General features: G+C 63.0%; 21 protein-coding genes and 1 pseudogene. 13 read left to right on the top strand and 9 right to left on the bottom strand.

Annotated features, from left to right (window positions below):
• Window positions 1–15: 15 nt before the first annotated feature.
• Window positions 16–1,503: a threonine/serine exporter family protein gene (locus BLQ01_RS08590; protein ID WP_026543243.1), complete on the top strand. Its 1,488-nt coding sequence runs from the start codon at window positions 16–18 to the stop codon at window positions 1,501–1,503.
• A gap of 76 nt (window positions 1,504–1,579) precedes the next feature.
• Here BLQ01_RS08590 and BLQ01_RS08585 read toward each other — a convergent pair whose 3' ends face one another.
• On the bottom strand, window positions 1,580–2,419 hold the full coding sequence (locus tag BLQ01_RS08585) for a siderophore-interacting protein (protein ID WP_091551102.1): 840 nt from the start codon (window positions 2,417–2,419) through the stop codon (window positions 1,580–1,582).
• A gap of 152 nt (window positions 2,420–2,571) precedes the next feature.
• Window positions 2,572–3,339, bottom strand: a complete 768-nt coding sequence (locus tag BLQ01_RS08580) for a uracil-DNA glycosylase (RefSeq protein WP_091551101.1) — start codon at window positions 3,337–3,339, stop codon at window positions 2,572–2,574.
• 132 nt (window positions 3,340–3,471) lie between these two features.
• Here BLQ01_RS08580 and BLQ01_RS08575 point away from each other — a divergent pair, with 132 nt between their 5' ends.
• From BLQ01_RS08575 to BLQ01_RS08555, 5 genes are all read left to right on the top strand, one after another.
• Window positions 3,472–3,783, top strand: coding sequence for a DUF3263 domain-containing protein (locus BLQ01_RS08575; RefSeq protein ID WP_175493384.1), 312 nt, complete (start codon window positions 3,472–3,474; stop codon window positions 3,781–3,783).
• A gap of 49 nt (window positions 3,784–3,832) precedes the next feature.
• Window positions 3,833–4,441, top strand: a complete 609-nt coding sequence (locus BLQ01_RS08570) for a LytR C-terminal domain-containing protein (protein WP_026543239.1) — start codon at window positions 3,833–3,835, stop codon at window positions 4,439–4,441.
• Window positions 4,442–4,613: 172 nt separating this feature from the next.
• Window positions 4,614–4,817 (top strand): cold-shock protein, encoded by a 204-nt coding sequence (locus BLQ01_RS08565; protein ID WP_026543238.1) that lies wholly within the window; start codon window positions 4,614–4,616, stop codon window positions 4,815–4,817.
• Window positions 4,818–5,159: 342 nt separating this feature from the next.
• Window positions 5,160–6,785, top strand: a complete 1,626-nt coding sequence (groL, locus tag BLQ01_RS08560; RefSeq protein WP_026543237.1) for a chaperonin GroEL — start codon at window positions 5,160–5,162, stop codon at window positions 6,783–6,785.
• A 209-nt stretch (window positions 6,786–6,994) separates the two neighbouring features.
• The gene (locus BLQ01_RS08555; protein WP_091551099.1) at window positions 6,995–8,074 is read left to right on the top strand and encodes a ribonuclease HI family protein; all 1,080 of its coding nucleotides are present in this window, start codon (window positions 6,995–6,997) and stop codon (window positions 8,072–8,074) included.
• Between the two features lie 235 nt (window positions 8,075–8,309).
• On the opposite strand, the gene BLQ01_RS08550 is transcribed toward BLQ01_RS08555, so the two are convergent.
• The 4 genes from BLQ01_RS08550 to BLQ01_RS08535 all read right to left on the bottom strand — a co-directional run bounded on the left by BLQ01_RS08550 (window position 8,310) and on the right by BLQ01_RS08535 (window position 11,640).
• Window positions 8,310–8,600: a WXG100 family type VII secretion target gene (locus tag BLQ01_RS08550; RefSeq protein WP_026543235.1), complete on the bottom strand. Its 291-nt coding sequence runs from the start codon at window positions 8,598–8,600 to the stop codon at window positions 8,310–8,312.
• A 156-nt stretch (window positions 8,601–8,756) separates the two neighbouring features.
• Complete coding sequence (locus BLQ01_RS08545; RefSeq protein WP_091551097.1) at window positions 8,757–10,223, bottom strand: sensor histidine kinase; 1,467 nt, start codon at window positions 10,221–10,223, stop codon at window positions 8,757–8,759.
• 2 nt (window positions 10,224–10,225) lie between these two features.
• Entirely contained in the window at window positions 10,226–10,936 is a 711-nt protein-coding gene (locus BLQ01_RS08540; protein WP_026543233.1) for a response regulator transcription factor, read from the bottom strand.
• Window positions 10,937–11,004: 68 nt separating this feature from the next.
• Window positions 11,005–11,640, bottom strand: a complete 636-nt coding sequence (locus tag BLQ01_RS08535; RefSeq protein ID WP_026543232.1) for a LysE/ArgO family amino acid transporter — start codon at window positions 11,638–11,640, stop codon at window positions 11,005–11,007.
• A gap of 68 nt (window positions 11,641–11,708) precedes the next feature.
• Between BLQ01_RS08535 and BLQ01_RS08530 the strand changes: the two genes are divergently transcribed.
• The 3 genes from BLQ01_RS08530 (at window position 11,709) to BLQ01_RS22320 (ending at window position 13,446) form a co-directional block, all read left to right on the top strand.
• Window positions 11,709–12,629, top strand: coding sequence for a LysR family transcriptional regulator ArgP (locus BLQ01_RS08530; protein ID WP_091551096.1), 921 nt, complete (start codon window positions 11,709–11,711; stop codon window positions 12,627–12,629).
• A gap of 67 nt (window positions 12,630–12,696) precedes the next feature.
• Window positions 12,697–12,921 carry a hypothetical protein gene (locus BLQ01_RS08525; protein ID WP_026543230.1) on the top strand — a complete coding sequence of 75 codons (225 nt, stop codon included), beginning with the start codon at window positions 12,697–12,699 and terminating at the stop codon, window positions 12,919–12,921.
• A gap of 384 nt (window positions 12,922–13,305) precedes the next feature.
• Window positions 13,306–13,446, top strand: coding sequence for a hypothetical protein (locus BLQ01_RS22320; RefSeq protein ID WP_155854161.1), 141 nt, complete (start codon window positions 13,306–13,308; stop codon window positions 13,444–13,446).
• A gap of 46 nt (window positions 13,447–13,492) precedes the next feature.
• Here the strand turns inward: BLQ01_RS22320 and BLQ01_RS08515 are convergent, their stop codons facing one another.
• From BLQ01_RS08515 to BLQ01_RS08505, 3 genes are all read right to left on the bottom strand, one after another.
• Window positions 13,493–15,151 (bottom strand): DNA repair helicase XPB, encoded by a 1,659-nt coding sequence (locus BLQ01_RS08515; protein ID WP_091551182.1) that lies wholly within the window; start codon window positions 15,149–15,151, stop codon window positions 13,493–13,495.
• 13 nt (window positions 15,152–15,164) lie between these two features.
• Window positions 15,165–17,627, bottom strand: coding sequence for a helicase-associated domain-containing protein (locus BLQ01_RS08510; protein WP_091551180.1), 2,463 nt, complete (start codon window positions 17,625–17,627; stop codon window positions 15,165–15,167).
• Between the two features lie 69 nt (window positions 17,628–17,696).
• Complete coding sequence (locus tag BLQ01_RS08505; RefSeq protein ID WP_026543226.1) at window positions 17,697–17,912, bottom strand: hypothetical protein; 216 nt, start codon at window positions 17,910–17,912, stop codon at window positions 17,697–17,699.
• Between the two features lie 137 nt (window positions 17,913–18,049).
• On the opposite strand from BLQ01_RS08505, the gene BLQ01_RS08500 reads away from it, so the two are divergent.
• The 4 genes and pseudogenes from BLQ01_RS08500 to BLQ01_RS08485 all read left to right on the top strand — a co-directional run bounded on the left by BLQ01_RS08500 (window position 18,050) and on the right by BLQ01_RS08485 (window position 20,637).
• Window positions 18,050–18,466, top strand: coding sequence for a GNAT family N-acetyltransferase (locus BLQ01_RS08500; protein ID WP_091551093.1), 417 nt, complete (start codon window positions 18,050–18,052; stop codon window positions 18,464–18,466).
• Window positions 18,467–18,627: 161 nt separating this feature from the next.
• A pseudogene (locus BLQ01_RS08495) lies at window positions 18,628–19,179 on the top strand (LysR substrate-binding domain-containing protein); the annotation flags it as partial.
• A 147-nt stretch (window positions 19,180–19,326) separates the two neighbouring features.
• Complete coding sequence (locus BLQ01_RS08490; protein WP_091551091.1) at window positions 19,327–19,926, top strand: NUDIX hydrolase; 600 nt, start codon at window positions 19,327–19,329, stop codon at window positions 19,924–19,926.
• Window positions 19,927–20,253: 327 nt separating this feature from the next.
• Window positions 20,254–20,637 carry a cold-shock protein gene (locus BLQ01_RS08485; RefSeq protein WP_026543217.1) on the top strand — a complete coding sequence of 128 codons (384 nt, stop codon included), beginning with the start codon at window positions 20,254–20,256 and terminating at the stop codon, window positions 20,635–20,637.
• The last annotated feature ends 3 nt before the right edge of the window (window positions 20,638–20,640 follow it).

The raw sequence follows: 20,640 nt of genomic DNA, 5'->3' as shown, positions 1-20,640 counted from the left end.
AGGGAGGATCACCGCGTGACTGAACGCCCCGACGGGTCCGCCAGCAGGCCCCATACTGACGGGTTGCCCAAAACGCAGCCGCTGCGGCCATCCCAGGTCCGGCAGAACGTCAACGCCAAACGCATGCTCATGCGCTTGGTCCAAGGTGACAGCCCGCCCACGGCGCCCATGAACATCGTGGACCGGTTGGCGGGAAGCCCTTATGCCAACCCCACCATCCAGGTGGTGGGAGTGGATGCTTCCGCCCGCAAAACCATCGACTTCGCCCTGCATCTGGCCGAGGTCATGTTCCGCTACGGTGCCGGTGCCCTTGAAGTGGAGACCAGCATGATCGCGGTGACGGCGGCGCTGGGATTGAAGAACGTGGAAGTGGACATCACCAACCAGTCGGTGGCCATTAACTACGCACCCAAGGACCAGACACCCATCACGCTCCTGCGTGTTGTCCGCTCCTGGACCAACAACTACGCGGGGTTGGCGCAAGTGCACCAACTGGTGACAGACATTGTGGCCGGGGGCGTGGGGCGCGATGAAGCTGTGCGCCGCTTGAACGAGATCATCCGCAGTGCCAAGCCTTTCCCTCGCTGGATGGTCACCATTGCGTTCGGTATTTTCTCGGCCGTTTTCGTGGGCGTCCTTGGCGGTGGGCTGGGTGCGTCTGCTGTGGCTTTCTGCTCCAACATCCTGATCAGCCTGCTGTCACGGCAGCTGGCACGGTGGCGGACGGCGGACTTCTTCAATACCATGGCGTGCGCGTTCCTGGTCACCTTCATTGCCCTGATGCTGCGGTGGGCTGGTGTGGACATTGCTCCGTCCATTGTGGTTGCCGGTGGGATCCTGCTGCTCCTGCCAACGGGTCGCCTTGTCTCCTCAGTGCAGGACGCGATCAACGGCTTCCCTGTGACTGCGGCGGGTCGTTTCCTTTCCACGGCGTTGACGTTCGGTGCCATCGTGGCCGGTATCGGTGTGGCCGTGGTGGTCGGAACACTGATGGGCAGCGCCGTCCTGGATGTCACTGATACATTCCCCGACGCCTACCCCTTGTGGGGGAGGGCGATCCTGATCGCCATTGCGGTGGTGGCCATCGGCGTCACCGAACAAACGCAAATGCGCTTGTTATTCCCGACGGCGGCAGTCGGCTTGGTGGGCTTCTTCGTTTTGTGGGGGGCCGGCGCAGCCGGACTCGGCGATCGCTTGTCGCCCGCAGTGGCTGCGGTGGTGATCGGCCTGCTGGGCCGGGTAGTGGCGCTCAAACTCGGTGCGCCGCAGCTGGTGGTTGCAGTTCCCGCGGCATTGATCCTGCTTCCCGGCCTCACCATCTTCCGGTCCATGTATGTTTTGACCGTGGAAGAGGGAGACATCCTCCTTGGTGCGGGCGGGATGCTCAACGCCGGGGCCATCGTGCTGGGAGTGGCTGCGGGCATCGTGCTCGGGGACAACCTGGCCAGGCCGCTGACGAAGGGCCTGTCCAGCAATGAGCGGCGCAGGGTGCGCAGGCGCTGATGATCCAACGATTAAAGGCACCGCCTGGAGGCGGTGCCTTTCGTCGTTAATGCGCAGCCAGTGCTAGCGGCTGAGGCTAGATCTTCCCGACCGGAAGCTTTTTCTCGGCCTGGAACACTTCCTCCACGCGGCCTTGCGCCCAGTAGCCGGACAGGGAAACCTGGGAGCGCTCCAGCCCACGCTGTACGAAGAAAATCTCCCGCAGGCCTTTCATGTAGCCCCGCTCGCCGTGGGCGAAGACGTCCACCCGGCCGGGAAGCCATTCGGTGCTGCGCAGAGCCTCGAGCAGCAAGTCACTCGAACCCGCAGGTACTCCGTTGCGGTACAGCCAGTGCAGCTTGACCCCCGAGGGTGCCGAGATGGGGAGGATGTCCGCTTCGCTGTCCACCTCAAGGAAGACTGTTCCGCGGGCCTCAGGGGCAAGGGCCTCCACGCAGGCGGCGATGGCCGGGATCGCGGCGTCATCGCCCGCGAACAAGTACCAGTCGGCTTCCGGGGCCGGGTTGTAAGCGCCACCGGGACCCGTGAAGACCAACGAGTCGCCGGGTTTGGCCTCTGCTGCCCACGGACCTGCCAGGCCTTCATCGCCATGGACCACGAAATCAATGGCCAGCTCCCGGGCTTCCAGGTCCACCCAGCGGATGGTGTAGGTCCGGGTGTGCGGCCATAGTTCCCGCGGCATGGTCTCGCGGATGGCCCACAGGTCCAGGGGGAGCTGGTAGTCAACGCCGGGCTGGGGGAAGACGATCTTGACGTAGCGGTCCACGTACTGGTTGTTCGCGTAGTCGCCGAAGCCCGGTCCGCCGGCCACGATCCGTACCATGTGCGGCGAAAGGCGTTCGTTCCGCAGGACTGTCAGGTTGACCTGCGGGCGTGTTGTGCGGGTGGCGGACGAAGTGACGGGGAGAGCAGTCATATAGGTAAGCCTAAGCTAATTACCTGCACGTCTGCTGGGGATGAGTCGAAGGTTACACGCCCTCTTGCATGTCCCAGGTGCTTCGGGAGCCAGGTGAGTGAGCGTTGGGTTTGAAGGGCTTGGGATGTGAGTGAGCGTTTCAGGACGAGCGGTTACAGGACAGGCAGTTCCCAGTTGACTGGTTGGGCGCCCTGTTCGAGAAGCAGCTCATTGCTGCGGCTGAAGGGCTTGGAACCGAAGAAGCCGCGGGAGGCGGAGAGGGGACTGGGGTGGGCCGAGATGATCGAGGGCGCTCCTTCGAGCAGCGGCACGACGCCCTCGGCGTCCTTCCCCCAGAGAATGGCCACCAACGGACTACGGCGCCCCACGCCGTCGGTACGGTTGACGACGGCGGTAACTGCCGCCGTCGTGATGGCCTCCCATCCTTTGCCACGATGTGAACCGGCATCTCCGGCTTTGACGCTGAGGACGCGGTTCAGCAGCAGGACGCCTTGATCCGTCCAGGCGCTGAGGTCGCCGTGCACCCGGGGTGGCAGGCCAAGGTCGTCGTGGAGTTCGCGGTAGATGTTGGCCAGGCTTCGCGGGATGGGTCGCGTTTGCCGTGATACCGCAAAGGAAAGGCCGACGGCGTGTCCCGGCGTGGGGTACGGGTCCTGCCCAAGGATCAGCACTTTGACGTCGGCCAACGGTTGCTGGAAGGCGCGCAGAAGGTTGTTGGCGGCCGGAAGGACGTGGGCCCCGCTGTTGGCTTGGCCCGCCACAAAGGCCAAGGCGCTGCGAAGCTGGCCTTCCACAGGGCGGAGGGCGTCGGCCCAGTCCGGGGCCATCAGCTCTTCCAGCGGGCGATCGGGCAGCCCGGCGAAACCGGCCTCCCCCAGGTCTGTCGGCTCAAGGTCAAAGAGTGCATCCTCGCCATTCACTCCGCCATTGTCTCCCGCGCGTGCCCGGCCCGGCGAATGACAGCGTTGTTATTCGCCCGTAACATGGGGGTAGGACATTTTCCCCAACAAGCGTCGAAGGAGTATGCCGTGGCAGAGCCCGCACCGGAACCAATGGCGCCGCAGTCAGGTGGTTTTGCCCTCGAAGACCTTGCGGCCGGGACCCGCAGCGACTCGCCGCTCAGCGAACGGGACCAGCAGATGCTGGCCCTGGAACGGCAGTGGTGGAAGTACTCAGGGGCCAAGGAACAAGCGATCCGCGAGCTGTTTGATCTCTCGGCTACACACTATTACCAGATCCTGAACGCACTGATCGATACTGAAGACGCGTTGGCCCACGATCCCATGCTCGTCAAGAGATTGCGTAGACTACGTACGTCCCGCCAGCGCGCGCGGACGGCACGTCGCTTGGGGTCCGACGCGTAAATCGCCAGGCTGATCTGTCAGCAGCAACCAGCAAGGACATCGCTTCACCATGACCAAATATGCCAAGGACGAATTCGACCAGGTCCCGCAGAACACCTCCCGGCAGGGCGTTCACCGTGACGCCCAGGAGACTGCGCGTCCCACACTGTGGCCGGTCCTGACCGTTGGGGCGGTGGCCCTGGTCCTCGGACTGGTGGCCTTCCTGGTCCTGCCAAACCTCGGCGTAGTAGCTCCCACTGCGGCGCCCAGTGTCTCGACGCCGGCGCCTCAGCAAAGCGATGCGACGCCTTCTGCTGCTCCGAGCGAATCCAGCAGTGCGCCGTCTGCTTCCAGTGAACCCACCCCGTCCGAGAGCCCTTCGGCAACCACATCTTCGGCTCCCGTGGACAAGACCACCCCCGTAGCGGTCTATAACGGAGCAGGCACTGCAGGTTTGGCGGGCCGGGTGGCCGGCCTGGTGCAAGCAGATGGCTGGACATTGGGCACGGTGGGCAACTGGGGCGGACTGCCGCAGCAGACGTCCGTCATCTTCTACAACACGCCCGGGCAGAAGGCCAACGCCGAGGCGCTCGGCGCGTTGCTGGGAATCCAGTCGGTTGTTGAATCGCCTGAAATCCAGCAGCCCTTGGTGGTTGTGGCAGGACCTGGCTACCAGTAGCCCTCCGGCCCGTCCCAAGGCCCCAAAGCCCCAACTCGGTTAAGCCTCAATAACAAAACCCATGCCCTGGCCCTCCGTGGGAGCGCCGGCAGAGTGACTGTGGTTACAGTGGATTAGATCCGGTACGGAGATCCCGGCAACCGGTCTTGGCTACTGCGAAAGTGTGGGCATCATGGCATTGGGAACCGTCAAATGGTTCAACGCCGAAAAAGGCTACGGATTCATCACTGTGGATGAATCGGGTGACGACGTCTTTGTGCACTGGTCATCCATTCAAATGGATGGATTCCGTGCCCTTGAAGAGGGCCAGCGGGTCGAATTTGAACTGGGCGAGGGGCAGAAGGGGCCGCAGGCCGAAGGCGTGCGCGTCGCGTAGCGCCTGGCCGGCTTCCGCTTCATCCGGGTCAGCCCTCGGCATCCGGGTCAGCCCTCGGCTGAAAGCCCTGTGTTTATAGAGCAAAATGGCATCTCTGCTTGCACTCTCCCCGGCCGAGTGCTAATTATTGATTTAGCACTCCTATGGTTCGACTGCTAAGTCCAGGCCGGTTTACTCCGAGGCTGGGCAGCGTCGGTTCCAGCGGAGGATCAAGAAACACCTTGGTGGGGTGAGGTCCGGAGCGCGGGGCATACAGAGGCCGCGGGCAAGGGACCGTCCGTCGCGGGCACCCCATCTGACAGGTACCTTCTTAACGACTGTCCCGAAAGGACTACCGCCGTTATGGCCAAGATCATTGCATTTGATGAAGAGGCACGCCGCGGCCTCGAGCGGGGCCTGAACATCCTCGCAGACGCCGTCAAGGTCACCCTCGGCCCGCGTGGACGCAACGTCGTCCTCGAAAAGAAGTGGGGCGCCCCCACGATCACCAACGATGGTGTTTCCATCGCCAAGGAGATCGAACTGGACGACCCCTACGAGAAGATCGGTGCAGAACTGGTCAAGGAAGTTGCCAAGAAGACGGATGACGTCGCTGGCGACGGTACTACCACTGCAACCGTCCTCGCCCAGGCACTGGTGAAGGAAGGCCTGCGCAACGTTGCCGCCGGCGCCGACCCGCTGTCCCTCAAGCGCGGCATCGAGAAGGCTGTTGAGGCAGTCATCAACGAACTGCTGTCTTCCGCCAAGGAAATCGAAACCAAGGAAGAGATCGCAGCTACGGCTTCCATCTCCGCCGGTGACCCGGAAATCGGCAGCCTGATCGCCGAAGCCCTGGACAAGGTGGGCAAGGAAGGCGTTATCACGGTCGAGGAATCCAACACCTTCGGTCTGGAGCTCGAACTCACGGAGGGCATGCGCTTCGACAAGGGTTACATCTCCGCTTACTTCGTCACCGACGCTGAGCGCCAGGAAACGGTCCTCGAGGACCCGTACATCCTGATCGTCAACTCCAAGATCTCCAACGTGAAGGAACTCGTCACGGTTCTGGAGAAGGTCATGCAGTCCAACAAGCCGCTGCTGATCATCGCCGAAGACATCGAGGGCGAGGCCCTGGCCACCCTGATCGTCAACAAGATCCGTGGCACCTTCAAGTCCGTCGCCGTCAAGGCACCGGGCTTCGGTGACCGCCGCAAGGCACAGCTGGCCGACATCGCCATCCTCACCGGTGGCCAGGTCATCTCCGAAGAAGTTGGCCTCAAGCTCGAAAACGCCGGCCTCGAACTCCTCGGCACCGCCCGCAAGGTTGTTGTCACCAAGGACGAGACCACCATCGTTGAAGGTGCCGGCGACGCAGAGCAGATCGCAGGCCGCGTGGCCCAGATCCGCGCTGAGATCGAGAACTCCGATTCCGACTACGACCGCGAGAAGCTGCAGGAGCGCCTGGCCAAGCTGGCCGGCGGCGTTGCAGTTATCAAGGCCGGTGCCGCAACCGAGGTTGAGCTCAAGGAACGCAAGCACCGCATTGAGGACGCAGTCCGCAACGCAAAGGCTGCCGTTGAAGAAGGCATCGTTGCCGGTGGTGGCGTTGCCCTCATCCAGGCCGGTGCCAAGGCATTCGCCAACCTCACCCTCGAAGGTGACGAGGCAACCGGTGCCAACATCGTCAAGGTTGCCATCGACGCTCCGCTGAAGCAGATCGCCTTCAACGCCGGCCTCGAGCCGGGCGTTGTGGTGGACAAGGTTCGCGGCCTGCCTTCGGGCCACGGCCTGAACGCTGCCACGGGCGTCTACGAAGACCTTCTGGCTGCCGGCGTGAACGACCCCGTAAAGGTCACCCGCTCGGCTCTCCAGAACGCTGCTTCCATCGCTGGTCTCTTCCTGACCACCGAGGCTGTAGTTGCTGACAAGCCCGAGAAGAACGCTCCGGCTCCCGGCGGCGACGACATGGGCGGCATGGGCGGCTTCTAAGCCCCTCTGCTGTAGCAATACAGCGCCCAGGCGTCACGCTTTAGAGCAAACGACGGCGGTCCCCACCTTTTGGTGGGGGCCGCTGTTTTGTTGTGCGCACCCAAGTAGGTAGCAGTACATGCCGTTATGAGCGCTCAAAGGGCATCCACTGCACCTACTTGGGTGTTATCACGGATTCAGTGTCGGTGGGGTCTGGCAGGATTAACGTTATGACGATTATTGCTGCCGCCGACGGGTCCGCCCTCGGCAATCCTGGGCCGGCCGGTTGGGCCTGGTACGTTGATGACTCCTGTTGGCGCGCAGGAGGTTGGCCGCATGGCACCAACAACCAGGGTGAGCTCATGGCTGTCCTGGACCTCTTCCGTTCCACGGCGCACGTGCCGGAGGAAGAGCTGCTGATCCTTTGCGACAGCCAGTACGTCATCAACTGCATCAGCAAGTGGATGCCAGGCTGGAAACGCAAAGGCTGGCGCAAAGCCGACGGCAAGCCTGTGTTGAACGTGGACCTTCTCAAGGACATCGACCAGGCGATAGTTGGCCGCAAGTACACCTTCGAATGGGTCAAAGGACATGCCGGGCACGACCTCAACGAGGCAGCCGATGAGCGGGCACGGGCTGCAGCGACGGCCTTCCAGCAGGGTGTCGCGCACCGGAGCGGCCCCGGCTTCCCGGGCGCGCAGGGGCAGGACCACGAGCTCGTGAAGGCGTCCGCGCCGGGCGGAACGCAGACCTCCGCGCAGGGCGGACCGCAGAACCTTACGCAGGCAGGGGTCCCAGCGCCGGCGCTGGTTCCGGTACAGGTGCCGGCGCAGGGCCGGGCAGCCTCCAGCCCTGCCAGGAGTGAACGCAGCACCCGACCACATTTTGAGCCGACGCTCTTCGGAGAATCAGGCATCTTTGGCCAACCGGATCTTTTCAGTGAACTCGAGGATGCTTCCACCCAGGAGCTCTCCGCCGAAGAGACAGTGCTTGCCTTGGAGCGGGAACTTCTTCGGCCCGACGTTCGCGCCGACATTGGCAGGATCGGTGTGCTGCTCCACCCCGACTTTGCCGAGATTGGCAGCTCGGGACGGTTCTGGACGCGGGACGCCATGATGATGGCCCTGGAAGAGGACCCCGGCGAACCCACGGAGCTTGAACTGCTCAGCGCCGACCGTCTCAGCGAAAACACCATTTTGCTGAACTATCGCAGCTTCTCCCACGCGGGCTCGGCACTGCGCAGCTCTGTCTGGATATTGGACCGCGGTCAATGGAGGCTCCGGTTCCATCAGGGGACGCTGGAAAGCTAGGGTTTTTGAACGTCCAGGCACCGAAGTGCCAGGCTTTGTCACCTGCCCACTTACAACCTGCTGGCTGATGACCTGATGACGTGATGGCCCGCTGGCTGATGATCTGATGACCTCCTGACCGAAGTCCTGCTGACCGAAGTCCTACTGACCGAAGTCCTACTGACCTATGACCTGCAGGGCCGGCATGCACAGGGGGAAGACAGCCGGCCCCGCAGGAGCTCATAGGGAAAGGTGCTCAGTAGGCGAAGCGCTGCGTGTTTCCTTGCTCCACCTCGGAGTAACTTGTGGCGGCCGAAGCCAATGCCAGGTTGATGGATGCCAAGGAGTCCTCAACCTTTCCCTGGGTAACTGACCATTCAAGGACCAAGGACCGGAAGTTGGTGGCGGCGGATCCCCGCCACGTTGCCTCCAGCTCGTCCAGGCCGCGCTTCATGGCCAACACATCGGAGCTGATGCGATCTACGGTTCCTTTTACGTTGGCCGATTTGAGCTGAAGCAACTCGGTATCGACGGAGATGACGCTCATGGGTGGTGCCTTTCGACGAAGATGTTCCGCTCATCGCGGTGGGATGCGTGGGCCACAACATTGAGCCTAGGCACCCGCTGGTAGCCCCGGAACACAGCTTCGCCGCTATGTGGACAACTGCCGGACAGCAGGGGTATGTGGACAACGGCCCCAGCGTTAGTTGGATACCAACTCTGCCGGCTCTTCGCGGGACGGAAGGCTGACCTCCATGGTTGCGCCTCCGCCTTCGGTCTCCGTGACCCGCACGGTACCTCCATGCGAGCCAACAATGGCGGCAACAATGGCCAGGCCCAGGCCGCTGCCACCGGTCTCGCGGGTCCGGGAGGTGTCGGCGCGGTAGAAACGCTCGAAGATCTTGTTGGTTTCCGCGTCCGGAATACCGGGCCCATGATCCCGGATCTCTATGACCGAGAACGTTCCCGAAGCAGTAGTTCGAACACCGACAGCCAGCTCAATGGGGCTGCCCTCGGGCGTGTACCGCAGCGCGTTGCCCACCAGGTTGCCGATGACTTGGCGCAGTTTGGCCTCGTCGCCCTGGACGGGAGCAGCGGTGGGGGAGTCGCCGTCGAGTCCTGTGAGGGTGATGCGACGGTCTCCGGAGGAGGCCTTGGTGTCCACCACGGCGTCATGGGCAAGGAGTTGCAGGTCCACTGGCTTGAGTTGAAGCGGACGCTGCTCGTCCAGGCGTGCCAGCATCAACAGGTCCTCCACCATGGAGCCCATCCGCTTGGCTTCGCTCTCGATCCTGCCCATGGCCATCGCGACGTCTTCCTCGCTGGTCAGCGCACCGTGGCGGTACAGCTCAGAGAAGCCACGGATGGTCACCAAGGGGGTGCGCAGTTCGTGGGAGGCATCGGCTGCGAAGCGGCGCATCCGCCCTTCGGAAGCTGCCCGGGCTGCGAAGGAGGCTTCAATATGGGCCAGCATGGCATTCAGGGAACCGCCGAGCCGGCCGACTTCGGTGTGGGGGTTGTCTACGTCCACACGCCGGGACAGATCGCCCGCGGCAATGGCGGCGGCCGTTTTCTCCACCTTGGCCAGTGGACGGAAGGACCGGGCAACAGTCCACGTGGCGATGAAGAACGCCAAAACCAGCGTCAAGAGGCCAACGCCCACCACCACCAGGACCGCATGCTCCATCACTTTATCCACCGGTGTAAGCGGCAGCCCGATGATCATGACGCCGTTTCGGCCGTCCGAGGTGGTGACGCCAAGGGCCACTACGCGCCAGTTGGTGCCAGCAGTGCCGTTGACCTGGTAGGGGGAGTTGCCGCGAAGTTTCGCTTCAGCCGGCGAGATGTCGGTGATGGCGGGACGATCCCCCTGGCTGCCGCCGTAGGGGTAAGGCTCAAAGCCAGGCAGGTACAGCGTAAGAGAGTAGTCCGTGGGGACGGCCGAGTCGGTGGGCGTGGCCGGGTTGGGCTGTGCAAGCTTGTTGAAACCCTGTTGCTCCTGCGCCAAGGCGACTGCGGCCTTGAGTTTGTCATCCACCTGGCCTTGCAGGTAGCTCTTGACGAGCGTGAGCGTTCCCGCACCTGTGGCCGCCAAGGCCAACAGCAGCAGGCCCATAATGATGGCGACGAGTTGGGACCTCAGGGACGCCGATTTCCAGCGTTGCAGCAAGGTCAGCGCTTCTCTGCCGTCCGCAGCACGTAGCCCACGCCGCGCTTGGTCTGGATAAGGGCCGCGGCATCGGGATCAATGTCCACTTTGCGCCGGAGGTAGGAAATGTAGGACTCCACGATCGAGGCGTCGCCGTTGAAGTCATACTCCCAAACGTGGTCCAGAATCTGGGCCTTGGACAGTACTCGGTTGGGGTTCAGCATGAGGTAGCGCAGGAGCTTGAACTCGGTGGGGGACAGCTCGATCACTGTGCCGCCGCGGCGGACCTCGTGGGCGTCGTCGTCGAGTTCGAGGTCGTCGACGCGGATTACGGCGTCGTCGTCCTCCAAGGGCTGGGTGCGGCGGAGGACCGCCCGGATCCGCGCCACTACTTCGTCCAGGCTGAACGGTTTGGTGACGTAGTCATCGCCACCAACTGTCAGGCCGGTGACTTTGTCCTCGGTGTCGTCCTTCGCGGTCAGGAACAGGACAGGGAAGTGCTTGCCTGCTGCGCGGAGGCGGCGGGTCACCGTAAAACCATCCATGTCCGGCAGCATGACGTCCAGGACGGCGAGGTCCGGAGCGTGGAGGTCGGCTGCGGCGAGGGCTTCGCGACCGTTGGACGCGGCAACGACCTCGAAACCTGCAAAGCGCAGGGACGTGGAGAGAAGCTCGCGGATGTTGGGTTCGTCATCGACGACAAGGAGCTTGGCTTCGGGGCCGTTCTTTTTCATGACACCCATGATGCTCCCAGAAACTGGGAGTTGTCTGGACGCTGCATGTGAGCCCTCTGCGTGGCTGGCTACGCCCCGAGCGCCAGTCCCGCGCCCAGCGCCACCATGGTGACGGCTATGCCGCCGTCCAGGAAACGCCACGAGCGGGGCCGGGCAAAGAAGCCCCGGAGGAAACGGGCGCCGAAACCCAGGGAGCAGAACCATAGGATGCTTCCCAGCATGGCGCCGGCCCCGAACCACCACTGCAGGGGAGTGCCTTGTGCGCTGGCTATGGACCCGAGGAGCGCGATGTCCAGGTAGACGTGCGGGTTGAGCCAGGTCAGGGCCAGGACAGTGGTTACCGCCGCTGCTGCGCCGCGTTTCGCGCCGCCGTCGTTCCTTGACCCCTCACTGGTGGTCAGCGCCTGCGGACGGAGTGCGCGCCGGGCCGCCAGGACTCCGTAGGTCACCAGGAAGGCGGCCCCCACATAGCGAAGAACGACGACGGCGGCAGGGGCTGCCGTAATGAGCGCACCGGTGCCAAGTACTCCGGCAGCTATCAGCACGGCGTCGGAGAGGGCGCAGACCGCGACGATCGGAACGATGTGTTCGCCGCGGATTCCTTGCCGGAGGACGAAGGCATTCTGGGCGCCAATGGCGACGATCAGGGCAAGGCCGGTGGCAAGGCCGAGGCCTGCGGACTGGAGGAAGTCGGTGTAGTTCACTCTTCGAAACTACGGCTGGAGCAGCCCTTAGACCAGCTAATGATTCTGATGCAGCATAAGATGCTCTTATGTCGCAGTTTCCATCAGAACAGTTGCTGACCTTCGCCACCGTGCTTTCCGAAGGCACCCTGGATTCCGCAGCGCGGCTGCTCCACATCACGCCATCGGCGGTGTCCCAGAGATTGAAGGCTCTTGAACAGGCGGCCGGCAGAGTGCTGATGCAACGCAGCAATCCTGCCCAAGCTACGGAAGCGGGCGAAGTTGTTCTTCGACTGGCGCGCCAGGTCGCCCAGCTGGAAGCTGATGCCGGCAGGGAACTCGGCCTGGGCGCGGACAGGGCACAGCTGGCCCTGCCGATTGTGGTCAACGCGGACTCGCTGGCAGTGTGGTTCCTGCAGGCGCTGGCGCGAGTACCCGGCGACCTCAATGTCACTTTTGACTTGCATCGGGATGATGAACAGCACTCCACCTCCTTGTTGCGTTCGGGGACAGTCATGGCAGCTGTTACGGCCACGCCCGAGCCGGTGCAGGGGTGCCGCGTGGAAAGCCTGGGCGTCATGCGGTACCGGGCCGTTGCTGCGCCGGATTTCGTGGACCGGTGGTTTCCCGATTTTCCCCAAGGACTGGACGGGGAAGTCCTCAACACGGCTCCCACGGTTGATTTCGACCGCAAGGACACCTACCAGTGGGCATTCGTGCGGTCTTGGCCGGGCCAAACCGGTCAAGCAGTGGAACGCCGCGGGCCCCGCCACTATGTTCCGGCGTCCCACGATTTTGGTGACGCGATCCGGCTCGGGCTGGGCTGGGGGTTGGTCCCTGAGATCCAGTGTGGACCGGACATTGCCGAAGGCCGCCTGGTTGAACTTGCTCCGGAGAGGCCGTTCGACGTCCCCCTGTATTGGCAGCGGTGGAAGGCAGCGTCCAAGGTCCTGGATGTTCTTAGCGACACCGTCCGCGAGGTGTCCGGCCAATACCTGAGCACGCCCTGAATCGCTGATTCCGAACACGCCCATGGATGCTTCCAAAAATGTCAGTGCCCCGTTCCACACTGGAACCATGGCAAACACAGCAGCTCCAGTCAGCATTCACCAGCATCAGGACGCAGCGCTCGTCGAGTTCCATGTGACCTACCTTGACAGCGATACGGGACGGGTCCGGCGGGAGGACTTCCAGGACCTCGCCGCCGCCGAGCGCTTCGCCAGTGCCCAGCTCCGTGACGAGGATTGCTGGGCAGTGGTGGACCACGTCACCCTTCAGCAGACCAGCCGGATGGTTGCCTAGGTCTGACCCCCGCCACGGCCTTGCGGTCTGAGGAGCCCAGCAACCCCAGACCGCTGAGGTCGTGACCGGCCACTGCGGTCCACCTTTGCGTGGAACGCTGCAGGATCGTACCCCGCAGGGCCGTACGCGACGACGTCGCCGAGCAGTGCTTGGCGCTCCCGTCGCTGGGGATGTGAAGCCGGTGTTCCGCCTCCTCAGCAAGCACGGAACACCGGCCAGCGCGGCCCAAGCCGCGGGGATGGCGGTTAGTGGTACCTGCCGCCAAAGCACCAAGCAGGCTGTTCTGGAAATGGAAGAAATCCGAAGGAAGCAACTGCGCAAAGGCAGACGGCAGGACAACCACGGAAAGGGCCACAAGGGCTTTGCTCACGGGGGAATCCTCTGATGGGAATTCTCGGATTCTTCCAGGGCTTCTGGTCGCCGGCTCCCTGCCTGCGGGATACCCCCACCGCCGACGACTGGCCGCCGGGCTGCCTGGACCAGGGGCAGCCTTTCAAAGGCGGAGAGCTTCACTTGGAATCGTAAATTTGCTGGAGATGAATAGCAAGGGTTTCTTGCTTCCCGCAGCCCTTTACTGCTCCTGGCCGACGTCCTTGCCCACGTCTTTTGCATCCATGATCCGGTACGCATATCCCTGTTCTGCAAGGAACCGCTGGCGTTTGGCGGCGAAATCCTGGTCAAGGGTGTCACGGGCCACCAAGGAGTAGAACCGGGCAGCACGGCCGTCCTGCTTGGGGCGCAGGAGCCGTCCCAAACGCTGGGCCTCCTCCTGGCGTGAACCGAACGAACCCGATACCTGGATGGCGACCGATGCCTCCGGAAGGTCGATCGAGAAGTTGGCCACCTTGGAGACCACCAACGTCTGGATCTCACCCTTGCGGAAGGCGTCAAAAAGTTTCTGCCGTGCTTTGACCGTGGTTTCACCCTTGATCAGGGGAGCGTCCAGGCGCTCGGCGATCTCGTCCAACTGGTCGATGTACTGGCCGATCACCAGCAACTGCTCGCCCTTATGAACGGCAACGAGGTCTTCCACCAACTTGGTCTTGGTTTCCGAGGTGGCGCAGAGCCTGTACTTGTCGGCGTCATCGGCCATGGCGTAAGCCACCCGCTCGTCCCGCGGGAGGTCCACCCGGACTTCCACGCAGTCGGCGGGCGCTATGTAGCCCTGGGCCTCGATGTCTTTCCACGGGGCGTCGTAGCGCTTGGGACCGATCAGGCTGAAGACCTCCCCTTCCCGGCCGTCTTCCCGCACCAGCGTTGCCGTGAGACCGAGCCGGCGCCTGGCTTGGAGGTCGGCGGTCATGCGGAAGATGGGGGCCGGCAAAAGATGGACTTCGTCATAGATGATAAGTCCCCAGTCGTGGCCATCCACGAGCTCCAGGTGAGGATAGAGCCCACCGCGCTTGGTAGTGAGGACTTGGTAGGTGGCAATGGTGACAGGCCGGACTTCCTTCACAGCACCTGAGTACTCACCGATCTCGTCTTCGGTCAGGGAAGTGCGCTTGAGGAGTTCGTCCTTCCATTGCCGGGCCGAGACAGTGTTGGTCACCAGGATCAGCGTGGTGGTGGAGGACGTCGCCATCGCTGCCGCACCCACCAAGGTCTTGCCGGCACCACAGGGAAGTACGACGACGCCGCTGCCGCCGGCCCAGAAGTTCTCCGTGGCCAGCTTCTGGTAAGGACGCAGCTCCCAGCCGCTTTCGTCCAGCATGATGAGGTGTGGCTGCCCGTCAACATAGCCTGCGAGGTCCTCGGCCGGCCATCCGAGTTTGAGCAGCAGCTGCTTCAGTTGGCCCCGTTGGGAGGAGTGGACCACTACTGTTTCGCCGTCGATCCTGGGGCCAAGCAGGGGTGCGATCTTTTTGGCACGGATGACTTCCTCCAGCACGGGGTAGTCATCGGTGCGCATCACCAATCCATGCTGGGCATCCTTCTCCAGGCGCAGCCGGCCATAGCGGGACATGGTCTCTTCAATGTCGATCAGCAAGGCATGCGGCACCGGGAATCGGGAGTACTTCAGCAGGGTGTCCAGCACTTGCTCGGCATCCAGGCCAGCGGCCCGCGCGTTCCACAGGCCCAATGGCGTCAACCGGTAGCTGTGCATGTGCTCAGGGGCACGTTCCAACTCCGCAAAGGCCGCAATGGCGTGCCGTGCCTCGGTGGCGAGTTCGTGGTCGACTTCCAGCAGGATGGTCTTATCACTTTGTACGATCAGCGGACCGTCGGTCACTGTTGATTCCTCTTCATGAACGCAGGTCTCCTGCTGGTTCCACATCGATGATCCGGTGGATGGACAGCACCCGTTCGGTGTCTTTCGCGGGGTCGAACACCCTGACGCGTCCACCGGAGACAGATACAGGAACAACGGTTTCTGTGTTGGCATTCCCCAGGCTGTCCACCACATTCATGGTGACAGCCTGTTTGAGCCGGATGGCCGTTTGCAGGGTCTCCAGGCCCAGCTGGGTGGATGCCTCGCCTCCAGCCTCGGACCGCACTCCGCGGTGCTGCCGCAGGACCAACAACTGTGCGTCGACGTCATCGTCCGGAGGAGCCGTGCGCGGGGCTGTGTAGACCGGGCGGGCACTGCCCGGCACCGCCGTCGTCCGTTTAAAACGCACGACGGCGGGTTCAGCCTCCTGGACGGCAGGGGAAAGTCCCAGCTCGCGCAACACCCGCGCAGTTTCCTTGGGGCTGGCCGAGGAGGTCAGGACCGTAGGGGCGATCCGCACCAGGCTCAGAACGGAGGTGCGGGCCTCGGCCAACAAATCGCTGATGGCCGTTTCGTCGTCGCTTTGGATAAAGCTGGCACTGGTGCCGATCCTTAAGCGGCCGTGCCGGGACGCCGTGTCCTGGACGAGGTACGCCAAGGGCTGCGGCACGTCAGTGGCCGAGTGCTCCCTGAGGAACGCCAACAGCGATTCCGCATCCTGTCCGGCGTCGAGAGCCCTGCGGATGGTGACGGCCGAGAAACGGTAGATGGACGCCGGACCCTGCCCCTCGGCGTCGGCCATCAGGAGCAGTGTCTCGCTGAGTTCCGGGGCCAGATACCCCGGAGCCACGGCGGTGAGGTCGGCCTGCAAGAGGATGTGGTTCACAGCCGCGGGCAAATGCTCACCCAGGATTGTCATGGCCTGTTCCGGCCGGGCCTCGGCAATAGCCGCACCCAACTGGGTCAAGGCGCCCGAACCCATCAGGCCAAGGAGCGTGGCTTCCTCCAGGATGCCGCGCACCAAGGAGCTGAAACGCCGGGACATTCGCGGTTGCGACCATTCAGCCCGCTGCATCACAGCCCTGGCATCCAGGACAGGCGCTTTGCCATCCGGTGCCGCAGCTTCGACCGTAAGTTCATTCAGGATTTCCAGGACCCGGCGCCGCACCACCGGAGCATCGGGCCGCTGTGCTTCGGCGGACAATGCGTTGATGGTGGTACCCGCGGCCCCTTGATGGGCGGTTGTCGAAGGACCAGTGAGCGGCTGCCCCACCAGTGAAGGTGCGCGCTCGCTGGCCAGCCAGGCATTGACCATCCAGAGCCACTGTTCCTGCCGGGGGAGGGTGAGCCACTCCAGTGAGGGCGGCTGGACCCACGTGGAACTGTCAACGTCAAGGCGGAGCAGCCCTGCCATCGCGCACAACTCCAAGAGGACAGCGGTCTCATGGACGCCCATCCGGATGGACTCGGCCAGGCGCCGGAGTTCGCGCACTCCCACGCCACCGCTCCGGAGCGTGGCCAAAGGCTGCTCCCGCACGGCGAACAGCAGTTCACCTGCCAGTCTCAGGATCTCCGCAATGGCGCCCATGGCAGCATTGCGTCGCAGGGCCGCGCTGGTATGACCGAGCTCCGGAACGGGCGGGGTGAGGGTGAAATCGTCAACAATGGCGCCGCCCCGAAGCGCAAGGCCCACGCTGTGGGGAAGTTCCACATGGCCGGCGTCGAGGGGGACCAGCAAGCCGCGCGCCAGCAACCAGTCGATAGGCCCGACGTCGTGGCTTTCGTGGGTAACGGAGGCACGCCGTTGCGCCTGGGGGACCGCGCCCATGGCCCAGCTGCCGAACTTATCAAGGAGGCCAACCGTCCGTTCCGGCGCAGTTGCCAGGATGGAACGCAGGTTCTCCGGCGTGGAAGTCCAGCGCTGGAGTGCAAGGGCAGCATCCATGGGCGTGCTGGCGGGGTGGATGCCGGCACCGCTTTGGTGGAGTTCGGCCACCAACTGAACTACCCGCTGGGCAAAAGCCGGCTGCAACCGCACCAGTTCCGTATAGCTCCTGCCCAAACCTGCAGGGTAGATGCCGATAACGTCCTTGAGGCTGCCCACTGGAAGGTAGAAGCGCTGCCGTGAGGAGGTAGCGGGCGAACCTGCCGGAGGATCGGCACGATGGATGAGGGCCAGCTCCTGCAGTTTGGCAAGGATCGGGTCCAGCGCCGAAAGAGTCGAACCGGCAATGACTTTCTTCAGGCCAGCCGCGGAGATACTGTGCCCGGTATCGGCGTTGGTAGAAAGGTGGAGCGTCTCCAGCACTTGCATCTCAGGTTTATTCAGGCGTTCAAGGGCCCGCTGGACGCTGACACGGGCGCTCGCCCTCGCAGCCAAGGCAGCGAAGTCCGGCGCCATGGGAGAGATCAGGTCTGGTCGCGCGGCAAACAAGGCCCGCAGCGAATCGTCGCTGCGCGCTTCCAGTTCCTTGCTGAGCGCGCGTATGAGGGACATCAATCCAACGTTACCGCCCCCGGGCAACTTGTTGCCCGTCACCAGCGCGTTCTGTTGCAGCCGGTCTGCTTATTGCCGGCGGCGCAGCCGGATGGCGTCCAACACCAGGACCACAGCGAGCATGAAGGCCAAGGGCAAGCCGTAAAGGGCAGCCGAGGTGATCCAGACCGGAGCCGTGCTGCCGTTGTAGGCGATCGCCATGACAGCGCCGACGGCGGCCAGGGAGGCCACCGCAATCAAGGCGGCGACGATCATGAGGGGGCGGCGGTAAACCGGGGAAGTCATGTCCCCAACGCTAGCAGCAGCGCCTGAAGGCGGTGTAAAAGGGGGTGCAAGGAAGTGTGACTTTCAGCGGTAAATCCAGACAAACGTTGGCATGCGTTGTTTCGAGCTTCCTTGTTTGGTTCCCCTAGGGTGTTCTCATGACTGAACGCTACGTCTTCTCAGCCGAGTCCGACAGGGTTGATCGCGCCCGTGTGCACCAGTGGCTCAGTGAGCAGTCCTACTGGGCGCAGGGTCGGCTTCGTCAGAAACAGGATGCAGCTATCGACGCCTCCCGGAACTACGGCGTTTACGACATTGGGACTGGAGAGCAGGTGGCTTATGCTCGCGTCGTGACTGACGGCGTTACGTTTGCTTGGCTTTGCGATGTGTTCGTTGCGACCGAAGTCCGGGGTCAGGGCATCGGCAAGATGCTCGCCGCCGGTGTCATGGCGGACCTGGAACCACTGGACCTGAAACGCGTTCTGCTCTCAACTGCCGATGCCCATGGCCTATACGCCCAATACGGCTTCACCGAGCTGACTGAGCCATCAAGAATGATGGCTCGTGTCCGTTGACCCGTCACCTTGCGGACTACCCCATATGCCAAACAGTGCTGGAAACACCGCCATTTTGCGCTGAAAGTCACCAGTACGGTTCAGTCGGGACGCTGGGCTGCACCGGCCGTCGCTGCGTGTGGTGTGTCGCTTGGTAGGAGCAGGGCGGCTGTGTTCGGTCAGCTCTGGGCAAGCAAACGCCGGAGTTCCAACGCCGGTGGGCGGCAGCCCTTCCACACCATGAATTGCGTCTGACTCGAACGAATACAGCTACGGCAGGACTGCATGAAGGAACCAGCGACTTAGCGATCCTGCGGCGCGTGCCGGAGACGACAAGCCTCGAACTGGTTCTGATTGGTGTTGAGAAGCGCTACTGCGCGATGTCAGTCGATGACTCCCTGGCCACGAAACGCACAGTGACCCTCGCCCAAGTAGCCACGGCCCCACTTGCGATCAATGACCGAACCGGAAGCACCCGACTCGACCTGTGGCCCGATGGCGGCCACCCGCACCACACCATCCCCACCAACGACGTCGATGACTGGCTAACCGTTATCAGCAGCGGTAAAGCCCGCGGAATAACCGCAGAATCAACAGCCCACCAATACCGACGCCAAGGCCTCACGTACCGGGCCGTCCGCGACGGACCACCTGTACCCGTCTACGCTGCCTGGACGAAAAAGGACCCACCCGCAATGCTGCAGGACATCATCACCCTCCTCGCCGGCCTCTAGCGCTGACCCCGCGGGTGTGCGTTAGAGGACCCCTTATTGGACGCCGCGCTCTTTATTGGACGCCGCGCTCTAGAGGATCATGCCGTGGGGGCAGGGACCGTTTAGCGTGGACGGGATGTGATTGATCTTCCCTCGAGAAGGAGAACTATGTCTGTCGCCAACACTTGGAAAAAAGTCCGAACGACCACCGCTTACAACGGCTTCGTGACAGTCAATCGTGCAACCTATGAAGAGCCAAGTGGGGCCATGACCGACTGGGACGTCATTGCAGGCCGTGACTCTGCAGCAACCCTCGCCTTCACTCCTGCAGCAAGTCACGTCGTCCTTTTCGAGCAGTTCCGTGTTGGGCCGGGGAAGGCGTTACTGGAACTCCCCGGGGGATACCTCAATAGCGACGAGCAACCTGTTGATGCAGCTCTTCGAGAGCTACGAGAAGAAACCGGCTACCACTCAGAATCAGCTTTCTACGCGGGCTCAGAGTGGTGGGCTGCGAACTCGTCACGACGTAAGCATCTTGTACTCGCCGCCAACGCATCGGAAAGATTTGAAGCAACGTGGGACGAGTCTGAATCCGGGCAAGTCCGCCTCCTTCCGATCTCGGAACTCATGGATTTTCTCATCAGTGGAGAACTTACCGACGCTGGTCTTGCTTGCCGCGGCCTGGCAGCTCTCGCACGCAGCAATCCCGAGACCGAAGTTCTCGAAGATCTACGGGATTGCGTCCGCAAACTCCTCATGACCCATTAGCAACGGGCACCTCACTGCTGTCCGCTGCGGCGTTCTGGGTGAACCGGATGATGGGAGGGGGAGCCTGGCCGCCCACGCGGAGCCTGCTCCTGGGAACAAGCCACATCAGGGTAACGAAAGGGCTCTTCAAGAGAAGTAAACGGCCGTCTTGGTCCTCATCCGGCCCTCAGGGAACGCGGCAAAGCGGGAATAGCGGGCCGGGCAGGATAACCTTGAAGGAATAGACCAACACGGACCGGGCTGCCACCCTCGATCCCGCAGAACCCTGCGGATGCGGTGACTGGCCCGACGTGTCTCCCAGAGCAAGAAACGAAGAAGGTTGATTACGTGCCTACCGGCAAGGTCAAGTGGTATGACAAGGAAAAAGGCTTCGGATTCCTCGCGGCTGAGGACGGCCAGGAAGTATTCCTTCCCAAGACGTCCCTGCCTGCGGGAGTAACCGAGCTTAAGGCTGGAACCCGTGTGGAGTTCGGCGTGGCTGATGGCCGCCGCGGAGCCCAGGCGCTGGGGTTGCGCGTGCTGGAAAAGACGCCGTCCATTGCCAAGGCCAAGCGGATGAACGCAAAGGACCTCGCACCCATGGTGCAGGACCTCGTGACGGTTCTGGACAACCTCTCCGGCTCCTTGTCCTCCGGTAAATACCCGGACGGCAACAAAGCCAAGGCCATCAGCCTGGCGCTGCGCAAGGTCGCCGACGAGCTGGAAGCCTAGGCC

This window comes from Arthrobacter sp. UNCCL28 (assembly GCF_900102805.1).
Taxonomy (GTDB): domain Bacteria; phylum Actinomycetota; class Actinomycetes; order Actinomycetales; family Micrococcaceae; genus Arthrobacter; species Arthrobacter nicotinovorans_A.
This window is presented reverse-complemented; position numbering and strand designations above follow the sequence as displayed.